The organism is Aequorivita marina (assembly GCF_031631895.2).
GTDB lineage: Bacteria > Bacteroidota > Bacteroidia > Flavobacteriales > Flavobacteriaceae > Aequorivita > Aequorivita marina.
In genome coordinates this window covers 24,966-42,211 of the sequence record NZ_JAVMBW020000004.1, presented here as the reverse complement: position 1 = coordinate 42,211, position 17,246 = coordinate 24,966, and the positions used below count along the sequence as shown (strand labels likewise).

Genomic DNA, 17,246 nt, shown 5'->3' with positions numbered 1-17,246 from the left:
TCGTTTATTTCAAGTTTATATTTTTAGATTTAGACATCTCACGTCTAATATCTAATCAATTTTCGCAGCTTTTAATCGAAGCGCATTTGTAATGACCGAAACCGAGCTAAAACTCATGGCCAGCGCAGCAATCATGGGCGATAACAAAAGCCCAAAAACAGGAAATAGTACTCCCGCAGCAACCGGAACACCTAGCGTATTGTAGATCAAGGCAAAAAACAGGTTCTGTTTTATGTTTCGCATTACTTTTTCGCTTAAATGAAAAGCTTTTACAATACCGTGCAAATCTCCTTTTACCAGAGTGATTTCAGCACTTTCTATAGCTACGTCTGTACCCGTTCCCATTGCAATGCCCACATCACTTTTCGCCAAGGCCGGCGCGTCATTTATTCCATCGCCTGCCATTGCCACTTTTTTACCTTCGGAATGCAGTTTTTCAACAGCTTCCAGCTTATCCTGCGGCAGCATTTCGGCTTTAAAGTCGGCCAGATTTAACTCGGATGCCACAGCCTTTGCCGTATCGTGATTATCGCCTGTGAGCATGACCACTTCAACACCCTTATCTTGAAGTTCGGCAATTGCCTTTTTACTGGTTTCTTTTATTTTATCGGCAATTACCACGTAGCCCACCACTTTTCCTGCTACGGAAAGCATAGGCACGGTTTTTCCTTTTTTCTGTTCTTCTGAAATTTTACGCTGAAACGCTTCGGAAATAGTTGCATCCGCCTCCTTCATCATCTTTTCATTCCCCAAGGCTATTGTTTGGCCATTTATAGTACCCGTAACGCCTTTTCCAGTCACTGAATTAAAATTGGAAGTTTTATATTCTGAATTATCTGCAAGACCCCGCTCTTTCCCATACTTCACCGTAGCTTCGGCAAGTGGATGTTCACTGTTTCGGTTTAGGGAAACTATATATTGAAGCACTTCTTCTTCTGAAAAATCAGTTGAAGTACCCACTTTTTCAACTGATGGTTTTCCCTCGGTAATTGTACCCGTTTTATCAACAATCAAAACATCAATTTTATTCAAGGTCTCGAGTGCTTCGGCATTTTTTATCAACACGCCATTTTGAGCGCCTTTCCCCACGCCAACCATGACGGACATAGGCGTAGCGAGGCCGAGCGCACATGGGCAAGCAATGATCAGTACCGCAATTGCATTGACCAAGGCATAAACATAAGCTGGATCTGGACCAAAAACAGCCCAGACCACGAAGGTAATCACAGAAATCAAAACGACAATTGGCACAAACCAACCTGAGATTCTATCGGCCAGTTTCTGGATTGGAGCCCTGCTCCTACTCGCTTTGTTTACCATTTCGATAATCTGTGAGAGCAAGGTGTCATCTCCCACTTTCTGGGCTTCCATCACAAAGGTTTGTTTCCCGTTTATGGTCCCGGAGCTTACTTCATCGCCTTCGGCTTTTGAAACTGGAACAGGTTCGCCACTAATCATCGATTCATCAATCGCGCTTTCACCTTCAAGAATACTTCCATCCACCGGAATTTTTTCGCCTGGCTTTACTCGAAGCTTATCACCTACTTCAATTTTATCGATGGCAATGGTCTCCTCCTCGCCATTTACAATCCTAACTGCTTTATTCGGCGCTAGTTTCAACAATTCCTTCACTGCAGAATTGGTCTTGTTATGCGCGCGGGCTTCTAAAACCTGCCCCATCAATACCAAGGTTAAAATAACCGCTGCCGATTCAAAATAAACGTGAACACTCCCCGATTCAGTTTTAAACTGCGCCGGGAAAAAATCTGGAAACAACAACCCGAAAACGCTAAAAAGCCATGCTACGCCTGCACCAATACCAATTAAGGTAAACATATTGAGGTTCCAGGTTTTAATGGATTTATAAGCGCGTTCAAAAAACATCCAAGTAGCGTAAAAAACCACTGGCAGCGAAAGAGCAAACTGCACCCAATTCCAATATCTTAATGGCAACACCTCATAAAGCGGGTTAGCTGGAAGCATATCAGACATCGCTATCAAAAAAATAGGAATGGTAAACGCTAAAGCAAGCCAAAACTTGTTAAGAAGCGATATATAGGTTTTTTGTTCTTCCGATTCGTCTGCTTCCTTCGGAACCAAATCCATACCGCATTTTGGGCAAGTTCCGGGCTCATCGCTCACTACCTCTGGATGCATGGGGCAAGCATATTCTGTTGGTGTTACAGAGGTTTTCGCCTCTGGCACTAAGTCCATTCCACAAACTGGACAATCGCCAGGTTTGTCATAGGTTTTTTCCCCTTCGCAATGCATGGGGCAATAATATGTACCAGAACCACCTTGCTTGGCTCTTTTTACTTCTTTTTGCTTCTTGTGTTTTGCGGCAGCTTCTGCATCATCTAAACGTGAAATACTGTAACTTCCCCCATCATCTTCCAAGGCTTTTTCAAAAACCTTTAGCGGAAGGTCTTTCTTCATTTCAAGCACAGCTTCTTCTTTTTCAAGATCAACCGATGCTTTAGAAACGCCATCAACTTCAGCTAAAATATGCTCTACATGGCTTCTACAGCCATTGCAGGTCATCCCGTGTATTTTATAAGTAGCTTGAGCTTTCGAACTTTTTTCTAAAGAATCTTCGGAAGAGGCTTCGGACTCAACTTTTTCCTCTTGCGAAACATCTCCCTGCATTGAAATTGCATACCTACCCCCATCATCTTCCAAGGCCTTTTGAAAAGCATCCAAAGGAATATGCTTATCCATTTCAAGCACAGCCTCTCCTTTTTCAAGGTTTACTGATGCATTAGAAACGCCATCAACATTGTTTAAAACCTGTTCTACATGGCCTCTACATCCATTACAGGTCATTCCACTTATTTTATAGGTATGCTTCATTTTAAATAGGAAGTTTTAGATTTAAAAACATAAGTCTTATCTAAAGCGATTAAGCAGTACTGCAAATAGGCAACCCTTATCCAAAAAAAGTTGGCAATAAAGTGTGCGAGCTTGGCTCGATATAGTATTATGTTCTGCATAAAAATTGATTTAATTTAAATGAAAATATTACTCCGAAGTAAATCATGGAGGTGCAATTATCAATCATCTGCTTCCGCAGGTATAAATCAAATCAGAAAGGTCTCGTACAGAATGTTCAAATCCCGTTCGAGTGGTGGCGGCGTATAATCCGCAAAGAAGATTTTTTGTGTGGGGGCAATTTCAACTTGGTGTAGCTGAAATACCGATACAAATGTAGCAACTAGCTTGTTGCCGAATTTTAAATCGAAAGAAGATTTTGCAAAACTATCATCGGTCTGGATTCTTGTAACATGGTTTTTACAGCAATCGTGATCTTCGGGCACGTCGGCCCCTGTTTTACAATCTAAAATTGGCACATCCAGATCCATCCCGCAGGACAGTTCCTTTTCGCCCAAAGTAACCTTTGAAGCCATTTCCATTCCTCCACAAAAGTGCTGTGCATACGCAAGGCCTGAGCTACTTGCTAGCATTAACACCGAAAGAAATATGGAAATGGCTTTTCTCATTTCATCGCAAAAATACAAATAATATTGTAAAGATGTAAAACAGCCCCACTAATGCCTAAGGCAACTTAGCTAAGCCCTATCAATTATTTAATCTCTGCATCTACCCGGCCGCACTTTAGCATTTTATCACCAAAATAAGGGTTTAAAATATCTTTGCTAGTACTTATCCAATACGCTCCTTTGTTATTAAAAGCCATTGGGCAGTATTGTTTATAGATAGTTCCAGATTTTAATGCATCCTGTAAGATAGATTCCACACCAGTACTCAGTGCTTCAAAATGCTCGCGTTGTACGCCAATATCATCAGATTTTGCCATTGCCGTAGCTGCCGTTTGAATTTCTTCGGCTGCATTCATTTCTTTTAATAAAGTCTCCAATTTTGATGATTCTGAAGCTGTTTTAGCGGCATCAGTATTAATCAATGCAGCTTCAACCTCCATGTATTGCGCAAATGCAGCTTCTACCTTAGGATCGTTAAACTCGGCCGCTACTTCGGCAACTTCGTATGTTTTTTCAGCTTCCGCCGAATTATCTACAGTTACCACCTCTAGTTCGTCTTGTTTTGAATTGTCTTTACAAGCTGTAAACGCAAGAGCCGTAACAGCTAAGAAAACTATTGATAATTTTTTCATTTTATAAAAATTTTTAGAACCCCAAAGATATTAAAAATTCACTCAGTTTTATGCTTATGAAAATAAAAGGCAGGAAGTAAAATAAGTAAAAATAATGGTTGGATAAGAAACCTGCGTATATAGAATAGAATAAGGTGTAATCCGGTACCTTCAGCAGTAAAAATTATAAGGTTAAAAACCAATAAAAGAACTACAAAGAATACAAAGTAAAGAATAGCCGATAGTTTTATAATGGCCCTATCCTTAAAGATCAACCATAAAATTGCGAGGGAGGTAATTGTATTCAATAAAAAGCGGAACACAACCCCCATTTGTAGCGCAAAGGTGTCCATTTTGGGGAGTGGTTGGGTTTTATAATCCATTTTATAAAAATCTAAAAGCGGATCGTAAAAAAGGATATCTTCATAGGCTCGGATAAGCACCAACAAACCTACGAGAAAGACAAGCCCTATTATTTTTAAAAGTTTGCTCATTTTGTAGGCTCTGGCTTTAGCATCTTTACCCAAACCATCCATAAAAGAAAAACCATTCCGTAAATAATTCCTGGGAAAATAACTGAATGCAGTACATTTTCATATTGCGGATAATTATACATACCCACAGTTAAAATAGCTATACGCAAGATATTAATCACATAAATCAGTACGATTCCTGCAAAAAGAAAGAGCAAGGTTTTTTTAAGGTTTTCGGCAAAGGCCAGAATAAACGAAACAAACAAGATAACAATACTTATAGCGTTACATCCTTCTACAATACTTACGGAATATTTACTGTCAATAGTCAACAACATTCCCTGCCCAACCTTATTTGGTATTAAGCGCGCATTATAACCAAAACCTTCAAGCACCGCCGCACTTTGACGCGCGACCAAATTAGTAACAAAGTCAGGAAAATACCCGGAATTAAACGAGAGTTTTAGGTAGAGCGCATACAAAAGACTCAGCGCCAAATACGCACCTATAAAAACCAACACAAAACGAACTACGCTTTTATATTTTTTAAAAAGTTCTCTCAATCAATACAGTTTATGTTCTGGATTTTAGCTGAAATATTCACAACAAACCTCTAAAATCAAACACATGTTTTTAACAAAAATACAGTATTCGTTACTGGGTTTAATACCGCATTTAAAATACTTTTGTGAAAGTAATCAATAATTAAAAACGAAGCTATGGCTTTTACAGATTTAAAACCAAAAGTGAAGACTATTTTAGCTAATGAAGCCAAAAGTGTGGATCTTCGCTTAAAAGAAGTTTGCGAACTGTTAAAAGACAGTCTAGAACCGTATGACTGGATAGGTTTCTACTTTGCCAATGCGGCAACTGAAACGCTTCACTTAAAAGCATTTGCAGGCGAACCAACAGACCACACTGTGATTCCTTTTGGAAAAGGGATTTGTGGACAGGTTGCGGTTTCCAACCAAAATTTTGTAGTGCCAGATGTAAAAGCACAAGACAATTACATTGCCTGTAGCCTTAACGTGCGGTCTGAAATAGTGGTACCGCTATACAAAAACGGTGAAAATATTGGGCAAATTGACATCGACTCACACCTTGCAGACCCATTTACAAGCCAAGACGAAGAATTTTTAGAATGGGTAAACAAAGAAGTTGCAAACGTAATTTAGGGCTGAGGAGTTTGGAGTTTAGAATTTGAAATTTCCACTGCGCTACATTCCTGTTCTAATAGCTTCAACAGGGTCTAGCCTTGAAGCCGAAATAGCTGGAAGAATCCCAGAAATAAGACCAATAGCAGCACTAATTGCCGTACCGACAAACATATTCCACGGGGAAAGTACAAATTCAAAATCGCCTGTAAATTGTGAAGCGAGAATAGAAACTATAAAAACCAAGAAGAGCCCTATTAAACCGCCAATTACAGCAAGGATTACTGCTTCAAACAAAAACTGAAACAGAATAAACTTATTTTTTGCTCCTAAGGACTTTTGAATCCCAATTAAATTGGTTCGCTCCTTTACGCTAACGAACATTATATTAGCAATACCGAAACCGCCTACCAACAGTGAAAACCCGCTAATTATAAGCCCTATAATATTCATACTTCCGGTTATATTATCTATAAAATCTGCAAAGCCTTGCAGCTGGTTTACAAAAAAGTTACTTATCTGGTCTGGCTTTAACCCGCGTTTTAAACGAAGTTGCTGGGTTAACATCGCAATAAACTCCGCGTTATCTACATCTTTTTCAGGTTTTACAATAATTTGCGGGAAAAGACTTTTGTTGTTATCGCCAAAAATGCGCCTAACTACATTTACAGGAATCCATACCGAGGTGTCTTTTGAGCCTCCAAAAAGACTGGCTCCTTCTTTTTCCAATACGCCTATCACGGTAAATTTTCTTCCGTAAATACGCACTTGGTTACCAATGGCATTGGCCGACCCACCAAACAGCTGATTGGCAATTTCATCGCCCAACACAGCCACCATTGAGCCGCTATTAGATTCAGCGCCATTAAAAAACCGACCTTCCGCAAGCTTGAGGGATTCTATGTAATAATAACTATCGGTAACCGCCCCAATAGGAACATTATCCACTTGAACACCTTCATGTTTTACACTTTCATTAGGAACGCCCAAACTAAATGTGGCGGCACCCAAATTAGGCGTATTGCGCTCAATATGCTGAAATTCATCATAGGTAACATTTGGAAACTGTTGCCATTTCCAGCGCGGAATTTCAGTTGGACCAAAATTAAACCGCATGATAATAATGGTACTATTGTCTAGCCCACTTATACTGCCTTCAATTTCCCTTTTTAAGGAATCTACTGCAGCCAAGACTGCAATTATCGAAAAAATACCAATGGTTACCCCGACCAACGAAAGAAACGTTCGCAATTTATTGTTGCGCAACGCATTAATAGCAAAATTAAAGCTCTCCTTTAAAACACGAAGGTAGATTAGCATTGAAATTTTAAATTAGCGTCCCGATAACTATCAGGAGATGATTTATTTTTAGTTTTCAAGCGAAGCAGAAGTACGATTTCACAAAGCTTGATAAATTTATAAAAAGTAAGACGTTTTCTGTATACTTATGTTACAAATTTACTATTCATTTATGTACTTTTGCACCTTAATTATCTACAATGAACAATTCTATAAAAATAACCTCAGCTTTAATTTCTGTTTTTAACAAGGATGGTCTTGCTCCAATCGTTAAAAAACTGGACGCTCAAGGTGTAAAAATATACTCCACAGGAGGTACTCAAAAATTCATTAATGATCTGGGAATAGAAGTAATTCCGGTTGAAGATGTTACCGATTATCCCTCTATTTTGGGCGGTCGTGTTAAAACTTTACACCCCAAGGTTTTTGGTGGAATTTTAAACAGACAAGACAACAAAGGCGATGTAGCAGAGATGGATCAGTACAACATTCCGCAGCTAGACGCCGTAATTGTAGATTTATATCCTTTTGAAAAAACGGTGGCTTCGGGTGCTTCGGAAGCAGATATCATTGAAAAAATAGATATTGGCGGTATTTCACTTATTCGCGCAGCAGCAAAGAACTTTAAGGATACAATTTGTGTTTCTTCAGTAGCTGACTACGCAGAATTTTTAGAGTTGCTAACGGAGCATGATGGAGAAATTGACTTAAAGGCAAGAAAGCGATTTGCAGCAAAATCCTTCAACGTTTCTTCAAATTACGACACAGCAATTTTCAACTATTTCAATTCCGAAGAAAACCTTTCGGCATTTAAAATAAGTGAAACTAGTGGTAAAGCGTTGCGTTATGGTGAAAACCCACATCAAAAAGGATTTTACTTTGGCGAGTTTGACGAGGTATTCACTAAGCTTCACGGTAAGGAACTGAGCTACAACAACTTGCTAGATGTTGACGCTGCCGTAAACCTTATGAACGAGTTTAAAGGAGAAGCGCCAACTTTCGCCATTTTAAAACACAACAATGCCTGCGGTATCGCCCAACGCGAAACCATACAACAAGCTTACACGGCAGCTCTGGCTGGCGACCCTGTTTCAGCATTTGGCGGAATCTTGATAAGCAACGTTGAAATAGATGAAGCTACGGCAAATGAAATCCACAGCCTTTTTTGCGAAGTAGTGATTGCCCCTTCTTTTTCAGCAAAAGCCGAAGAAGTTTTAAAAGGCAAGAAAAACAGAATCCTATTGATCCAAAAGGAAACGGAACTTCCTTCAACAACAGTGCGCACTTGCTTAAATGGAGTTTTAGTTCAAGACAAGGATAATATTACTGACACTAAGGATATTTTAACACACGCAACAAACAATAAACCCAATCATGACGAGTTAGAAGACTTGTTGTTCGCTTCAAAAGTGTGCAAGCATACAAAATCAAACACAATTGTTCTTGCAAAAGGGAAACAGCTTTGCGCCAGCGGAACCGGCCAGACGAGTCGTGTAGATGCATTACGGCAAGCAATTGACAAAGCAAACGCATTCAACTTTAACCTTGAAGGAGCCGTAATGGCCAGCGATGCATTTTTTCCGTTTCCAGATTGTGTAGAAATAGCGGATAATGCCGGAATAACTGCTGTAATCCAACCCGGTGGCTCTATTAAAGACCAACTGAGCATAGATTACTGTAATGCCCATAAAATGGCAATGGTATTCACGGGTACCCGCCATTTCAAACATTAATTATATTAAATTTGCTAAAAGCTTAACTCTCAAACACCACGAACTATAAACTATGGGATTTTTTGACTTCCTAACTGAAAAAATAGCCATTGACCTTGGTACCGCGAACACCCTTATAATCCATAATGACAAGGTTGTGGTGGACGCTCCGTCTATTGTTGCACGCGACCGTACCACGGGAAAAATAATTGCTGTTGGCCGAGAAGCTGCAATGATGCAAGGAAAAACGCATGAAAACATAAAAACAATTCGCCCGTTAAAAGATGGGGTAATTGCTGATTTTGATGCAAGTGAAAAAATGATAAACATGTTTATCAGTGACATTCCTGCACTTAAGAAAAAATGGCTAAAACCTTCGTTACAGATGGTTATTTGTATTCCCAGCGGAATTACCGAGGTGGAAATGCGCGCTGTAAAAGAAAGCGCCGAACGCGTTAACGGAAAAGAGGTGTACTTAATTCACGAGCCTATGGCAGCAGCCATTGGTATTGGGGTTGATATTATGCAACCAAAAGGAAACATGGTTGTTGATATTGGGGGCGGAACTACCGAAATTGCAGTAATCGCCCTTGGCGGAATTGTCTGTGATAAATCGGCGAAAATTGCGGGAGACGTGTTTACAAACGATATTGTTTACTACATGCGTACCCAGCATAACTTATATATTGGAGAGCGAACGGCTGAAAAGATAAAGATCCAGATTGGGGCCGCTACCGAAGACTTAGAACTTCCACCAGACGAAATGGACGTACAAGGTCGCGATTTGCTAACCGGAAAACCAAAGCAGGTGCAAACCTCGTATCGGGAAATTGCAAAGGCGTTGGACAAGTCTATTTTGCGTATTGAAGATGCGGTTATGGAAACCCTATCGCAAACACCTCCAGAACTTGCAGCCGATATTTATAACACGGGAATTTACCTAGCCGGAGGTGGTTCTATGCTACGCGGGCTGGACAAAAGGTTTTCACAAAAAACAGATCTTCCAGTTTATATTGCTGAAGACCCGTTGCGTGCCGTAGTACGTGGAACCGGAATTTGTTTAAAAAACCTAGGCAAGTTTAAAAGCGTTTTGATAAAATAAATTCTTAAAACATTACGCAAAACAGGTAGTAATTTCGCATCAAAAATAAAAAGAACCCAGTTACCCATTTATGGCGTTGCTCGCATAAGAAAACAGAATATTTTAACCTCAAAAAGCAATGCAACAGATTATATTTTTCTTTATACGGAACAAAAACCTCCTGTTGTTTCTATTGCTTTTTATTGTTTCGGTTGCACTTACTATCCAATCGCACAATTACCACAACCATAAATTTGTAAGCTCCGCAAACTTTTTAACTGGGGGGATTTACAGCATGCGCAACAATGTAACGGATTATTTTTCTCTCAGAACGGAAAACGACCAATTACTAGAAGAAAATTTATTGCTCAGGAAGCGGTTGGATCAGCTAAAAACATTTGCAGTTCCCATTCCAGACAGTATCACAATCCCTAATAAATATGACTATTTTGCAACCCGAGTCATCAACAACAACTACGCAAGCACAAAAAACCAGCTTACCTTAAACAAAGGTGAAAATGACGGCATAAGCATTGATTTAGGGGCAATAACTTCAAAAGGACTCGTTGGGATTGTAAGTGATGTTTCAAAAAATTATGCCACCGTTCAATCCATTTTAAATACGCAAAGTAGAATTAATGCGAAATTAAAAAAGTCTAGCCATTTTGGTTCGCTGAAATGGAACACATTAAACCCGAACGTCGTGCAACTCATTGATATTCCTAGACTGGCCGCTCTTGAAAAAGGAGATACCGTGGTAACTGGCGGACGATCTACTATTTTTCCCGAAGGGATACTAATAGGAACGGTAAAAGATTTTCATTTAGACAAGGATGATAACTATTATTATGTAAACATTCAGCTTTTCAACGACATGACCAGCTTAGAGCATGTTTACTTAATTAAGAACAATGACGCAGCAGAAATTAGGGAGCTGGAAAATAGAGTGAACAATGCAAAGTAACGATATCTTTATAAATATTGTCCGGTTTATAGTCCTAGTACTTTTTCAGGTATTAATACTTAGCAACATCAATCTATTGGGCTATATTAACCCTTATCTCTACATTATTTTTATTTTGCTTTATCCGTTAGATGGCAACAAAGGGCTTTTAATTTTTCTGGGCTTTCTGTTAGGACTTTCCGTTGATATCCTTGAAGATTCGGGAGGAGTTCATGCCGCAGCTTGTGCCTTTATTGCATATATAAGACCCTTTGTACTAAAGTATTCTTTCGGGGTAAGTTATGAATACAACAGCATCAAAATAAGAAAAGCAGATCCTATGGAAAGACTGACCTACATAGCTTCGCTGGTATTTATGCATCATTTTGTGATGTTTGCTCTAGAAATTTTTAGTGTTGACCATATACTGTTACTTTTAAAATCTACGTTATTCTCAGGAATATTTACTATTGTTTTAATAATAGGTACCTTAGTTTTATTCGACAAAAAGTATAGATGAGAAAAATTGTACTCTTAGCATTGGTTTTAATCAGCGGCCTTCTGTTTACCGCTCGGTTATTCTATTTGCAGGTTTATGGTGGCTCCTCAGATTCGCTGCAACAAAACAGCGCCATTAAGATTATGTACGATTTTCCGCAGCGCGGGTATATGTTTGATAGAAATGGAGAGCTCCTGGTGTCTAACCAACCTTCATATGATGTTATGGTTATCCCCAAAGACGTTAAGCCTTTAGACACGCTAGAGTTTTGTAGCTTGCTTAAAATAACCAAGGAAGAGTTTAAAGAAATACTAAGAAAAGCAACCGTGTATTCCCCTAGGCTTCCATCGGTAGTTATTCCACAGTTAAAAAAAGCCGATTATGCTTCGCTTTCTGAAAAAATGTATAAATACAAAGGTTTTTATATTCAGCGCCGTTCCCTACGTGAGTATCAGGTAAATCATTCGGCCAACGTAATGGGGTACATTGCAGAAGTCAATAATGCCACAATTGAAAAAAACCCCTATTACCAAATGGGAGAACTTATAGGTACTGCGGGAGTTGAAAAGGAATATGAGGACGTTCTTCGTGGAAAAAAAGGGGTGAAATACATTCAAAAAGACCGTTTTAACCGCGATATCGGCCCTTATAAAGAAGGTATTTATGACACCCTGCCCGTACGCGGAAACGATATCCAGTTAAGCATTGACGCCGCTCTTCAGAAATACGGCACCGAATTAATGGTCCATAAAAGAGGTGGGATAGTTGCAATTGAACCGGCAACAGGCGAAATTCTTGCATTGGTATCGGCTCCTAACTATGACCCCGGTCTATTGGTGGGTCGAGAACGCTCAAAAAACTTTACAAAATTGTGGTATGACACCATCGGAAAACCCTTGTACGATAGAGGTTTAATGGGTGAATACCCACCAGGATCACCTTTTAAAACCCTAACAGGGCTTATCGCCCTTCAAGAAAATGTAGTAGAAGTGGACGAAAAACTTAATTGTCGGGGAGGCTATTACTATAACGGAAGAAGGTTAATGAAATGTCATGGCGCCCATGGCCCTACAGCGATGATACACGGAATTGCCCAATCTTGTAATGCGTATTTTGCTTCGCTTTATCGCAGGTCTCTTGATAAATACCCTAGCATTCAAGAAGGAACTGACCATTGGAAGGCCCATTTATCGAGTTTTGGTCTAGGCGATTTCCTAGGCTATGATTTACCCAGCGGCCGGAGAGGCTTTATTCCAGATGCCGACTTTTATAACCGGTTTTATAATTATCCGAAATACAGGTGGTTTTCAACAGCTACCATTTCAAATTCCATTGGGCAAGGCGAAATTTCTCTTACTCCAATTCAAATGGCCAACTTTACGGCAGCTATTGCCAACAGAGGTTGGTATTATACGCCACATATTATTAAAAATGTAATTGGGCCAGATACCATTCCACAAAAATTTAAAGAGAAGCACCACACCACCATAGAACCCAAATATTTTGAACCTGTGGTTGAAGGAATGCACGAGGTGTATGAAAAAGGTACAGCGTCTTATATCCGCATACCGGGAATTGAAATTTGTGGAAAAACGGGAACCGCTGAGAATTTTACACGAATTGACGGCAAGCGCGTCCAACTTACCGATCACTCTATATTTGTAGCCTTTGCGCCAAAGGACGATCCAAAGATTGCAATTGCAGTTTTTGTGGAAAATGGTTATTGGGGCTCGCGCTGGGCAGGAAGAATTGCCGGACTTATGATTGAAAAATATATAAAAGGCGAAATAACCCGAACCGACATGGAGAAATTTGTTCTTGAGGGAAGTTTAGAAGATGAATATGCCAAGCAATACAGTGGCCAACCCTTTTCAATTAATAGATAATGACGGGAAGTAAAAGCCATTTACGTTTTGATTGGTTGATCATATTTATCTATTTAGCTTTGGTAAGTATGGGTTGGATAAACATCTATTCGGCTTCACTAAGCGAAACCGCTAAAGGCTACTTTGACTTTACCCAAATCTATGGAAAACAAATGATTTGGATTGGTTTAAGTTTTATCCTTATAATCTTCGTACTTGCTATTGAATCTAAGTTTTATGAGCGTTTTGCAAGTGTAATATATATTGCATCCCTACTTTCACTAGTGGGTTTATTCATTTTTGGGCGAACCATTGCCGGAACCACTGCATGGTACGACTTTGGTGGGTTTAGCATCCAACCCAGTGAATTTGCCAAGGCCGCTACTGCCCTTGCACTTGGAAAATACGTTAGCGATATTCAAACGAATATGGAAAGCTTTAAAAACCAGATAGGGGCACTCCTTATTCTTGCCATTCCCGTAATTTTAATTATGATGCAGCCAGACCCTGGTAGCGTTCTGGTTTATGCGGCCTTTATTTTTCCACTTTATCGCGAAGGCCTTCACGGCGTGTATTTACTCTTGGGGCTTTTTGCCACCATAATCTTTGTATCAACCCTTGCTTTTGGTTCAATTTGGGTGGCTCTTGGGGTTTTGTTACTAACAGGGTTTATATTTTTTAGAAATAGAAAAAAACGGCCCAATATTATAAAATACATTTTAATAGCCGCTAGCTGTATTGCATTGACCTTTTCGGTAAGTTATATCTTCAACAATGTCTTTAAGCAACACCATCGCGATCGGTTTAACATCGTTCTTGGGAAGGAAGCAGATTCACGCGGAATTGGCTACAACACCCATCAAAGTGAAATTGCCATTAGTAACGGGGGCTTGCTAGGGAAAGGTTGGACCGAAGGAACACAGACCAAAGGTAATTTTGTGCCAGAACAGCACACCGATTATATTTTTAGTACCGTAGGTGAAGAATGGGGGTTTGTGGGCAGCATGGTTGTTGTATTGTTGTTTATAGGGCTTATTATACGGATACTGTATAAAGCAGAAAAGCAAAAAAATCAATTCGGAAGGGTGTATGGTTATAGCGTTGCGGCTATTATTTTTCTACACTTTTTCGTCAATATTGGTATGGTAACAGGAATTTTTCCAACAGTCGGGATACCACTGCCGTTCTTTAGCTATGGCGGCTCAGGATTATGGGGGTTTACAGTATTACTTTTTATATTCGTAAAACTAGACGCTGCAAATTTTCATTATACATAAGCTCTCTATTCTCCAAAGGAAAAACTCGACCGGTTCCTTTCCGAAGTTGAGCACTATTTACTGCAACTGAATACGGTAAAATTATTTCCTACCCCAAGCTTTTAAATCAATTGTACGCTCCATTTTATCTTCTATTGAATCTGGGAGCTCAGGAAAGAAATCAATTCCGGTTTTCGTCTCAATTTTATCTATTGAAACTGCATATTCATAAAAAGATTTATCGGAAGGCTTATTCGGAATTAAAAATGCAATGGCCTTATAATTGCCATCTGTAACATCAACCACAATTTTATAAAACTGATTGGGGACCGAAACATTTTCATACCCTATAGTTTTCATATTTCCTGCTAAAACGCCTCCCGTTACTACATAGACGCCATTATATCGGTCTGCCCAATACCGAACCTTTTGCTCCAATCGGTTCCAGATACCTGCATTAAAATCATGATCTTGCGGACTTATATTACTGGTTAAAAATGTTTCGTTATAAGCCTCAAAAGACATTTTTCTATCCCCAGCAGGAACCAAGTGACCCCGATCGTAACCCGATTTTTTATAGTTTCGCCAATCTGCCGAAGTTGTTTTTACCGTATTATCAATTTCAAAATAAGGTCGGTCAAAATCGTTTCTTGACAAATCACTTTTACTAAGCTCATACGCCACCCATTCTGCTTGTTCGTGGGCTTCGGAATAGGAAAGTGTGTAATAGTTGTGGTTTACAATAGCTCCTGTGGTTGATTGCGGAAGAAAGGAATCATCAAATTCAGATGTATTAGTTGTTGATGTTGTTTGTGAAGTATTTGAAATTAAATTATTATTTTCATCAAACAGATCATCGGCGTAGTATAATCCTACGGTCACTATAATAATTACTACGGGGTAAATGTATTTTCGGTTCATGGTTCAAAAATACAATTCTCTGAAGATAAACTCATCAATTCGGCTTTTTATGTGATTCTTCAAAGGCTAACACAATTTTGCCGATTTTAGGATTGTCCGCTACGAAAAATCTTCTTGACATTTTGCACATGTTATCTATTTAGCTAACTTAGAAATAATTTCTACTTAAGAGGAAGTAGTGCTCCTTCCCTTCAAAGAAGAGAAAGTGGCACACCAAATCCGATAGGATATGGAGGGTCGGAAGGGTTAAGGCTTCTAACCACTCCCTCTGCCAACTTATTTTAAGAATTAACGACGGACAGATCTCTTTTAAAAGAAAGAAGACATTCATCGCAGATCCGAAATTTAATAATCCTCTTGCACGGATTTCAAAAAAAGACACAGAAAACACCGAAAAAAGAAATCAAAAAAGCAGAACGACCAAGAGTTATATTTCTCGAATCGAAAACAATGCTAGCGACATTCGGCTTTCCACCTTAATGCGGATAATACGAGAAGGGCTGGGCGGACATTTAAAACTGTCGGTTGTCATATAGCGCCGTAATCCTGAAGACTATTATCCCAAAAATCTGTTGAATTAATTTCGTGTTCAAAAAAAGTATTCAGCTCTTTCAAAATCTTCAACTTTTGAATTCATTTTTCAATTAACTTATATCTTCTTTCTCTAATGCCCATCTTCATCAAATTTTAATGTATTTCAACTATAAAAATAGCTCCTCACACATATTCGGCCTCTAACCCCGCACATCCATAGCATCCCGAAGCGCATTACCAATCAACATAAATGCGGTTACCAAACTCATAATTGCCAGTCCTGGTATAAGTGCTAAATACGGTTTTCCTAAAATAATGTATGCGTAGTGATCTTTAATTATGCCGCCCAAACTTGGCATTGGGGGCTGGGCGCCTATACCTAAAAAGGAAAGTCCGCTTTCAATAAGAATTGCACTGGCAAAATTGGCTGCAGAAATTATAATTACTGGGGCCATACTATTGGGCAAAATATGCTTAACAATTATCCTGAAATCTTTAAAACCCAATGCTCGTGCAGCGGTTACATATTGCATTTGTTTTACGCCCATAACCTGTCCGCGAACCACGCGGGCCACCTCAACCCACATGGTTAGCCCTACGGCAATAAAAACCTGCCAAAAGCCTTTTCCAAGTGCCAGCGTAATGGCTATAACCAATAATAAGGTAGGGATAGACCACGTAACATTGATAAGCCACATAATTGCAGCATCAACTTTGCCGCCATAATATCCGGCAATTGCCCCAAGTGTAACCCCAATAACTAAGGAGATAAATACCGCTACAAAACCAATACCCAATGATATTCTAATGCCAATCAGCATTCGGCTCAATAGGTCGCGCCCGTATTTATCAGTACCGAGAAGGAATGTTTTTTTAGCAATATAATGTTGCGGAATTTCAGATACAGCGTTCGCTTTAGGAAAAAGGGAAAGCGCATACTCTTTTTCAAGTCCATCGGTTGCATCAGCAGTATATTCAGTAATTTTGATAATACTCTCCTTTGTTGTAAAGCTTGAAATAGGCACTTCGGTATCTACGTTTTTTTTTCCGAAGAAAAATACCGAAAATGCATTTTGATCTTCCACTGCCGCGGGAATTGATAACATTTCTACAGAAAACCCAGGGTTTTTAGAATGGATTGAAAGATGCATTTGGTTCGCGTTCCTTGAGTTATCTGGCGCCAAGGCATAGGCGAAAATAGCTAGTAGGACGCACAGGGTCAAAAACCCAAAACTAAAAACGCCCCAAAAATTCTTTCTAAATTTTTGAAGCGCGAGTTTTGATAAAGAGGTGGACTTTTTCACATTCCAAATTTACTGAATAATTTGCTCGTTCAATTGGAATAAAACCTATAAATACAAGCTCCTCCTCACACAGGAAGCGGAGAGATGACTTTGGAGC

16 protein-coding genes are annotated in these 17,246 nt (G+C 39.4%); 8 read left to right on the top strand and 8 right to left on the bottom strand.

Annotated features, from left to right (window positions below):
* Window positions 1-51 precede the first annotated feature (51 nt).
* From QPK98_RS07375 to xrtF, 5 genes are all read right to left on the bottom strand, one after another.
* On the bottom strand, window positions 52-2,850 hold the full coding sequence (locus QPK98_RS07375) for a heavy metal translocating P-type ATPase (RefSeq protein WP_310992485.1): 2,799 nt from the start codon (window positions 2,848-2,850) through the stop codon (window positions 52-54).
* A 227-nt stretch (window positions 2,851-3,077) separates the two neighbouring features.
* Window positions 3,078-3,497 carry an HYC_CC_PP family protein gene (locus tag QPK98_RS07370; RefSeq protein WP_310992484.1) on the bottom strand — a complete coding sequence of 140 codons (420 nt, stop codon included), beginning with the start codon at window positions 3,495-3,497 and terminating at the stop codon, window positions 3,078-3,080.
* Between the two features lie 83 nt (window positions 3,498-3,580).
* On the bottom strand, window positions 3,581-4,129 hold the full coding sequence (locus QPK98_RS07365) for a DUF3347 domain-containing protein (protein WP_310992482.1): 549 nt from the start codon (window positions 4,127-4,129) through the stop codon (window positions 3,581-3,583).
* A gap of 38 nt (window positions 4,130-4,167) precedes the next feature.
* A complete protein-coding gene (locus tag QPK98_RS07360; protein ID WP_310992481.1) occupies window positions 4,168-4,602 on the bottom strand; it encodes an exosortase F system-associated membrane protein in 435 nt (144 codons plus the stop codon).
* Complete coding sequence (gene xrtF / locus QPK98_RS07355) at window positions 4,599-5,144, bottom strand: exosortase family protein XrtF (RefSeq protein ID WP_310992480.1); 546 nt, start codon at window positions 5,142-5,144, stop codon at window positions 4,599-4,601. Before xrtF ends, QPK98_RS07360 begins: the two co-directional genes overlap by 4 nt.
* A 156-nt stretch (window positions 5,145-5,300) precedes the next feature.
* On the opposite strand from xrtF, the gene QPK98_RS07350 reads away from it, so the two are divergent.
* Entirely contained in the window at window positions 5,301-5,756 is a 456-nt protein-coding gene (locus tag QPK98_RS07350) for a GAF domain-containing protein (protein ID WP_310992479.1), read from the top strand.
* A 42-nt stretch (window positions 5,757-5,798) separates the two neighbouring features.
* On the opposite strand, the gene QPK98_RS07345 is transcribed toward QPK98_RS07350, so the two are convergent.
* Window positions 5,799-7,055: an ABC transporter permease gene (locus QPK98_RS07345; protein ID WP_310992478.1), complete on the bottom strand. Its 1,257-nt coding sequence runs from the start codon at window positions 7,053-7,055 to the stop codon at window positions 5,799-5,801.
* Between the two features lie 179 nt (window positions 7,056-7,234).
* Here QPK98_RS07345 and purH point away from each other — a divergent pair, with 179 nt between their 5' ends.
* The 6 genes from purH (at window position 7,235) to rodA (ending at window position 14,411) form a co-directional block, all read left to right on the top strand.
* Window positions 7,235-8,767 carry a bifunctional phosphoribosylaminoimidazolecarboxamide formyltransferase/IMP cyclohydrolase gene (gene purH / locus QPK98_RS07340; RefSeq protein ID WP_310992477.1) on the top strand — a complete coding sequence of 511 codons (1,533 nt, stop codon included), beginning with the start codon at window positions 7,235-7,237 and terminating at the stop codon, window positions 8,765-8,767.
* A gap of 52 nt (window positions 8,768-8,819) precedes the next feature.
* Window positions 8,820-9,848: a rod shape-determining protein gene (locus QPK98_RS07335; protein WP_310992476.1), complete on the top strand. Its 1,029-nt coding sequence runs from the start codon at window positions 8,820-8,822 to the stop codon at window positions 9,846-9,848.
* 118 nt (window positions 9,849-9,966) lie between these two features.
* A complete protein-coding gene (gene mreC, locus QPK98_RS07330) occupies window positions 9,967-10,791 on the top strand; it encodes a rod shape-determining protein MreC (RefSeq protein WP_310992475.1) in 825 nt (274 codons plus the stop codon).
* Window positions 10,781-11,290, top strand: coding sequence for a rod shape-determining protein MreD (locus QPK98_RS07325; protein ID WP_310992474.1), 510 nt, complete (start codon window positions 10,781-10,783; stop codon window positions 11,288-11,290). Before mreC ends, QPK98_RS07325 begins: the two co-directional genes overlap by 11 nt.
* Window positions 11,287-13,155: a penicillin-binding protein 2 gene (mrdA, locus tag QPK98_RS07320; RefSeq protein WP_310992473.1), complete on the top strand. Its 1,869-nt coding sequence runs from the start codon at window positions 11,287-11,289 to the stop codon at window positions 13,153-13,155. The genes QPK98_RS07325 and mrdA overlap by 4 nt, the downstream gene beginning before the upstream one ends.
* On the top strand, window positions 13,155-14,411 hold the full coding sequence (gene rodA, locus QPK98_RS07315) for a rod shape-determining protein RodA (protein WP_310992472.1): 1,257 nt from the start codon (window positions 13,155-13,157) through the stop codon (window positions 14,409-14,411). The genes mrdA and rodA overlap by 1 nt, the downstream gene beginning before the upstream one ends.
* Before the next feature lie 81 nt (window positions 14,412-14,492).
* Here the strand turns inward: rodA and QPK98_RS07310 are convergent, their stop codons facing one another.
* Entirely contained in the window at window positions 14,493-15,311 is an 819-nt protein-coding gene (locus tag QPK98_RS07310; protein ID WP_310992471.1) for a DNA/RNA non-specific endonuclease, read from the bottom strand.
* Window positions 15,312-15,668: 357 nt separating this feature from the next.
* On the opposite strand from QPK98_RS07310, the gene QPK98_RS07305 reads away from it, so the two are divergent.
* Window positions 15,669-15,791: a type II toxin-antitoxin system RelE/ParE family toxin gene (locus QPK98_RS07305; RefSeq protein ID WP_310992469.1), complete on the top strand. Its 123-nt coding sequence runs from the start codon at window positions 15,669-15,671 to the stop codon at window positions 15,789-15,791.
* 254 nt (window positions 15,792-16,045) lie between these two features.
* Here the strand turns inward: QPK98_RS07305 and QPK98_RS07300 are convergent, their stop codons facing one another.
* The gene (locus tag QPK98_RS07300; RefSeq protein ID WP_310992468.1) at window positions 16,046-17,149 is read right to left on the bottom strand and encodes an ABC transporter permease; all 1,104 of its coding nucleotides are present in this window, start codon (window positions 17,147-17,149) and stop codon (window positions 16,046-16,048) included.
* Between the last annotated feature and the right edge of the window lie 97 nt (window positions 17,150-17,246).

Excerpts from the sequence above, each read along its gene's own strand:
- QPK98_RS07375 (WP_310992485.1), bottom strand. The coding sequence starts at position 2,850 with ATGAAGCATACCTATAAAATAAGTGGAATGACCTGTAATGGATGTAGA.
- QPK98_RS07370 (WP_310992484.1), bottom strand. The coding sequence starts at position 3,497 with ATGAGAAAAGCCATTTCCATATTTCTTTCGGTGTTAATGCTAGCAAGT.
- QPK98_RS07365 (WP_310992482.1), bottom strand. The coding sequence starts at position 4,129 with ATGAAAAAATTATCAATAGTTTTCTTAGCTGTTACGGCTCTTGCGTTT.
- QPK98_RS07360 (WP_310992481.1), bottom strand. The coding sequence starts at position 4,602 with ATGAGCAAACTTTTAAAAATAATAGGGCTTGTCTTTCTCGTAGGTTTG.
- QPK98_RS07350 (WP_310992479.1), top strand. The coding sequence starts at position 5,301 with ATGGCTTTTACAGATTTAAAACCAAAAGTGAAGACTATTTTAGCTAAT.
- QPK98_RS07345 (WP_310992478.1), bottom strand. The coding sequence starts at position 7,055 with ATGCTAATCTACCTTCGTGTTTTAAAGGAGAGCTTTAATTTTGCTATT.
- purH (WP_310992477.1), top strand. The coding sequence starts at position 7,235 with ATGAACAATTCTATAAAAATAACCTCAGCTTTAATTTCTGTTTTTAAC.
- QPK98_RS07335 (WP_310992476.1), top strand. The coding sequence starts at position 8,820 with ATGGGATTTTTTGACTTCCTAACTGAAAAAATAGCCATTGACCTTGGT.
- mreC (WP_310992475.1), top strand. The coding sequence starts at position 9,967 with ATGCAACAGATTATATTTTTCTTTATACGGAACAAAAACCTCCTGTTG.
- QPK98_RS07325 (WP_310992474.1), top strand. The coding sequence starts at position 10,781 with ATGCAAAGTAACGATATCTTTATAAATATTGTCCGGTTTATAGTCCTA.
- mrdA (WP_310992473.1), top strand. The coding sequence starts at position 11,287 with ATGAGAAAAATTGTACTCTTAGCATTGGTTTTAATCAGCGGCCTTCTG.
- rodA (WP_310992472.1), top strand. The coding sequence starts at position 13,155 with ATGACGGGAAGTAAAAGCCATTTACGTTTTGATTGGTTGATCATATTT.
- QPK98_RS07310 (WP_310992471.1), bottom strand. The coding sequence starts at position 15,311 with ATGAACCGAAAATACATTTACCCCGTAGTAATTATTATAGTGACCGTA.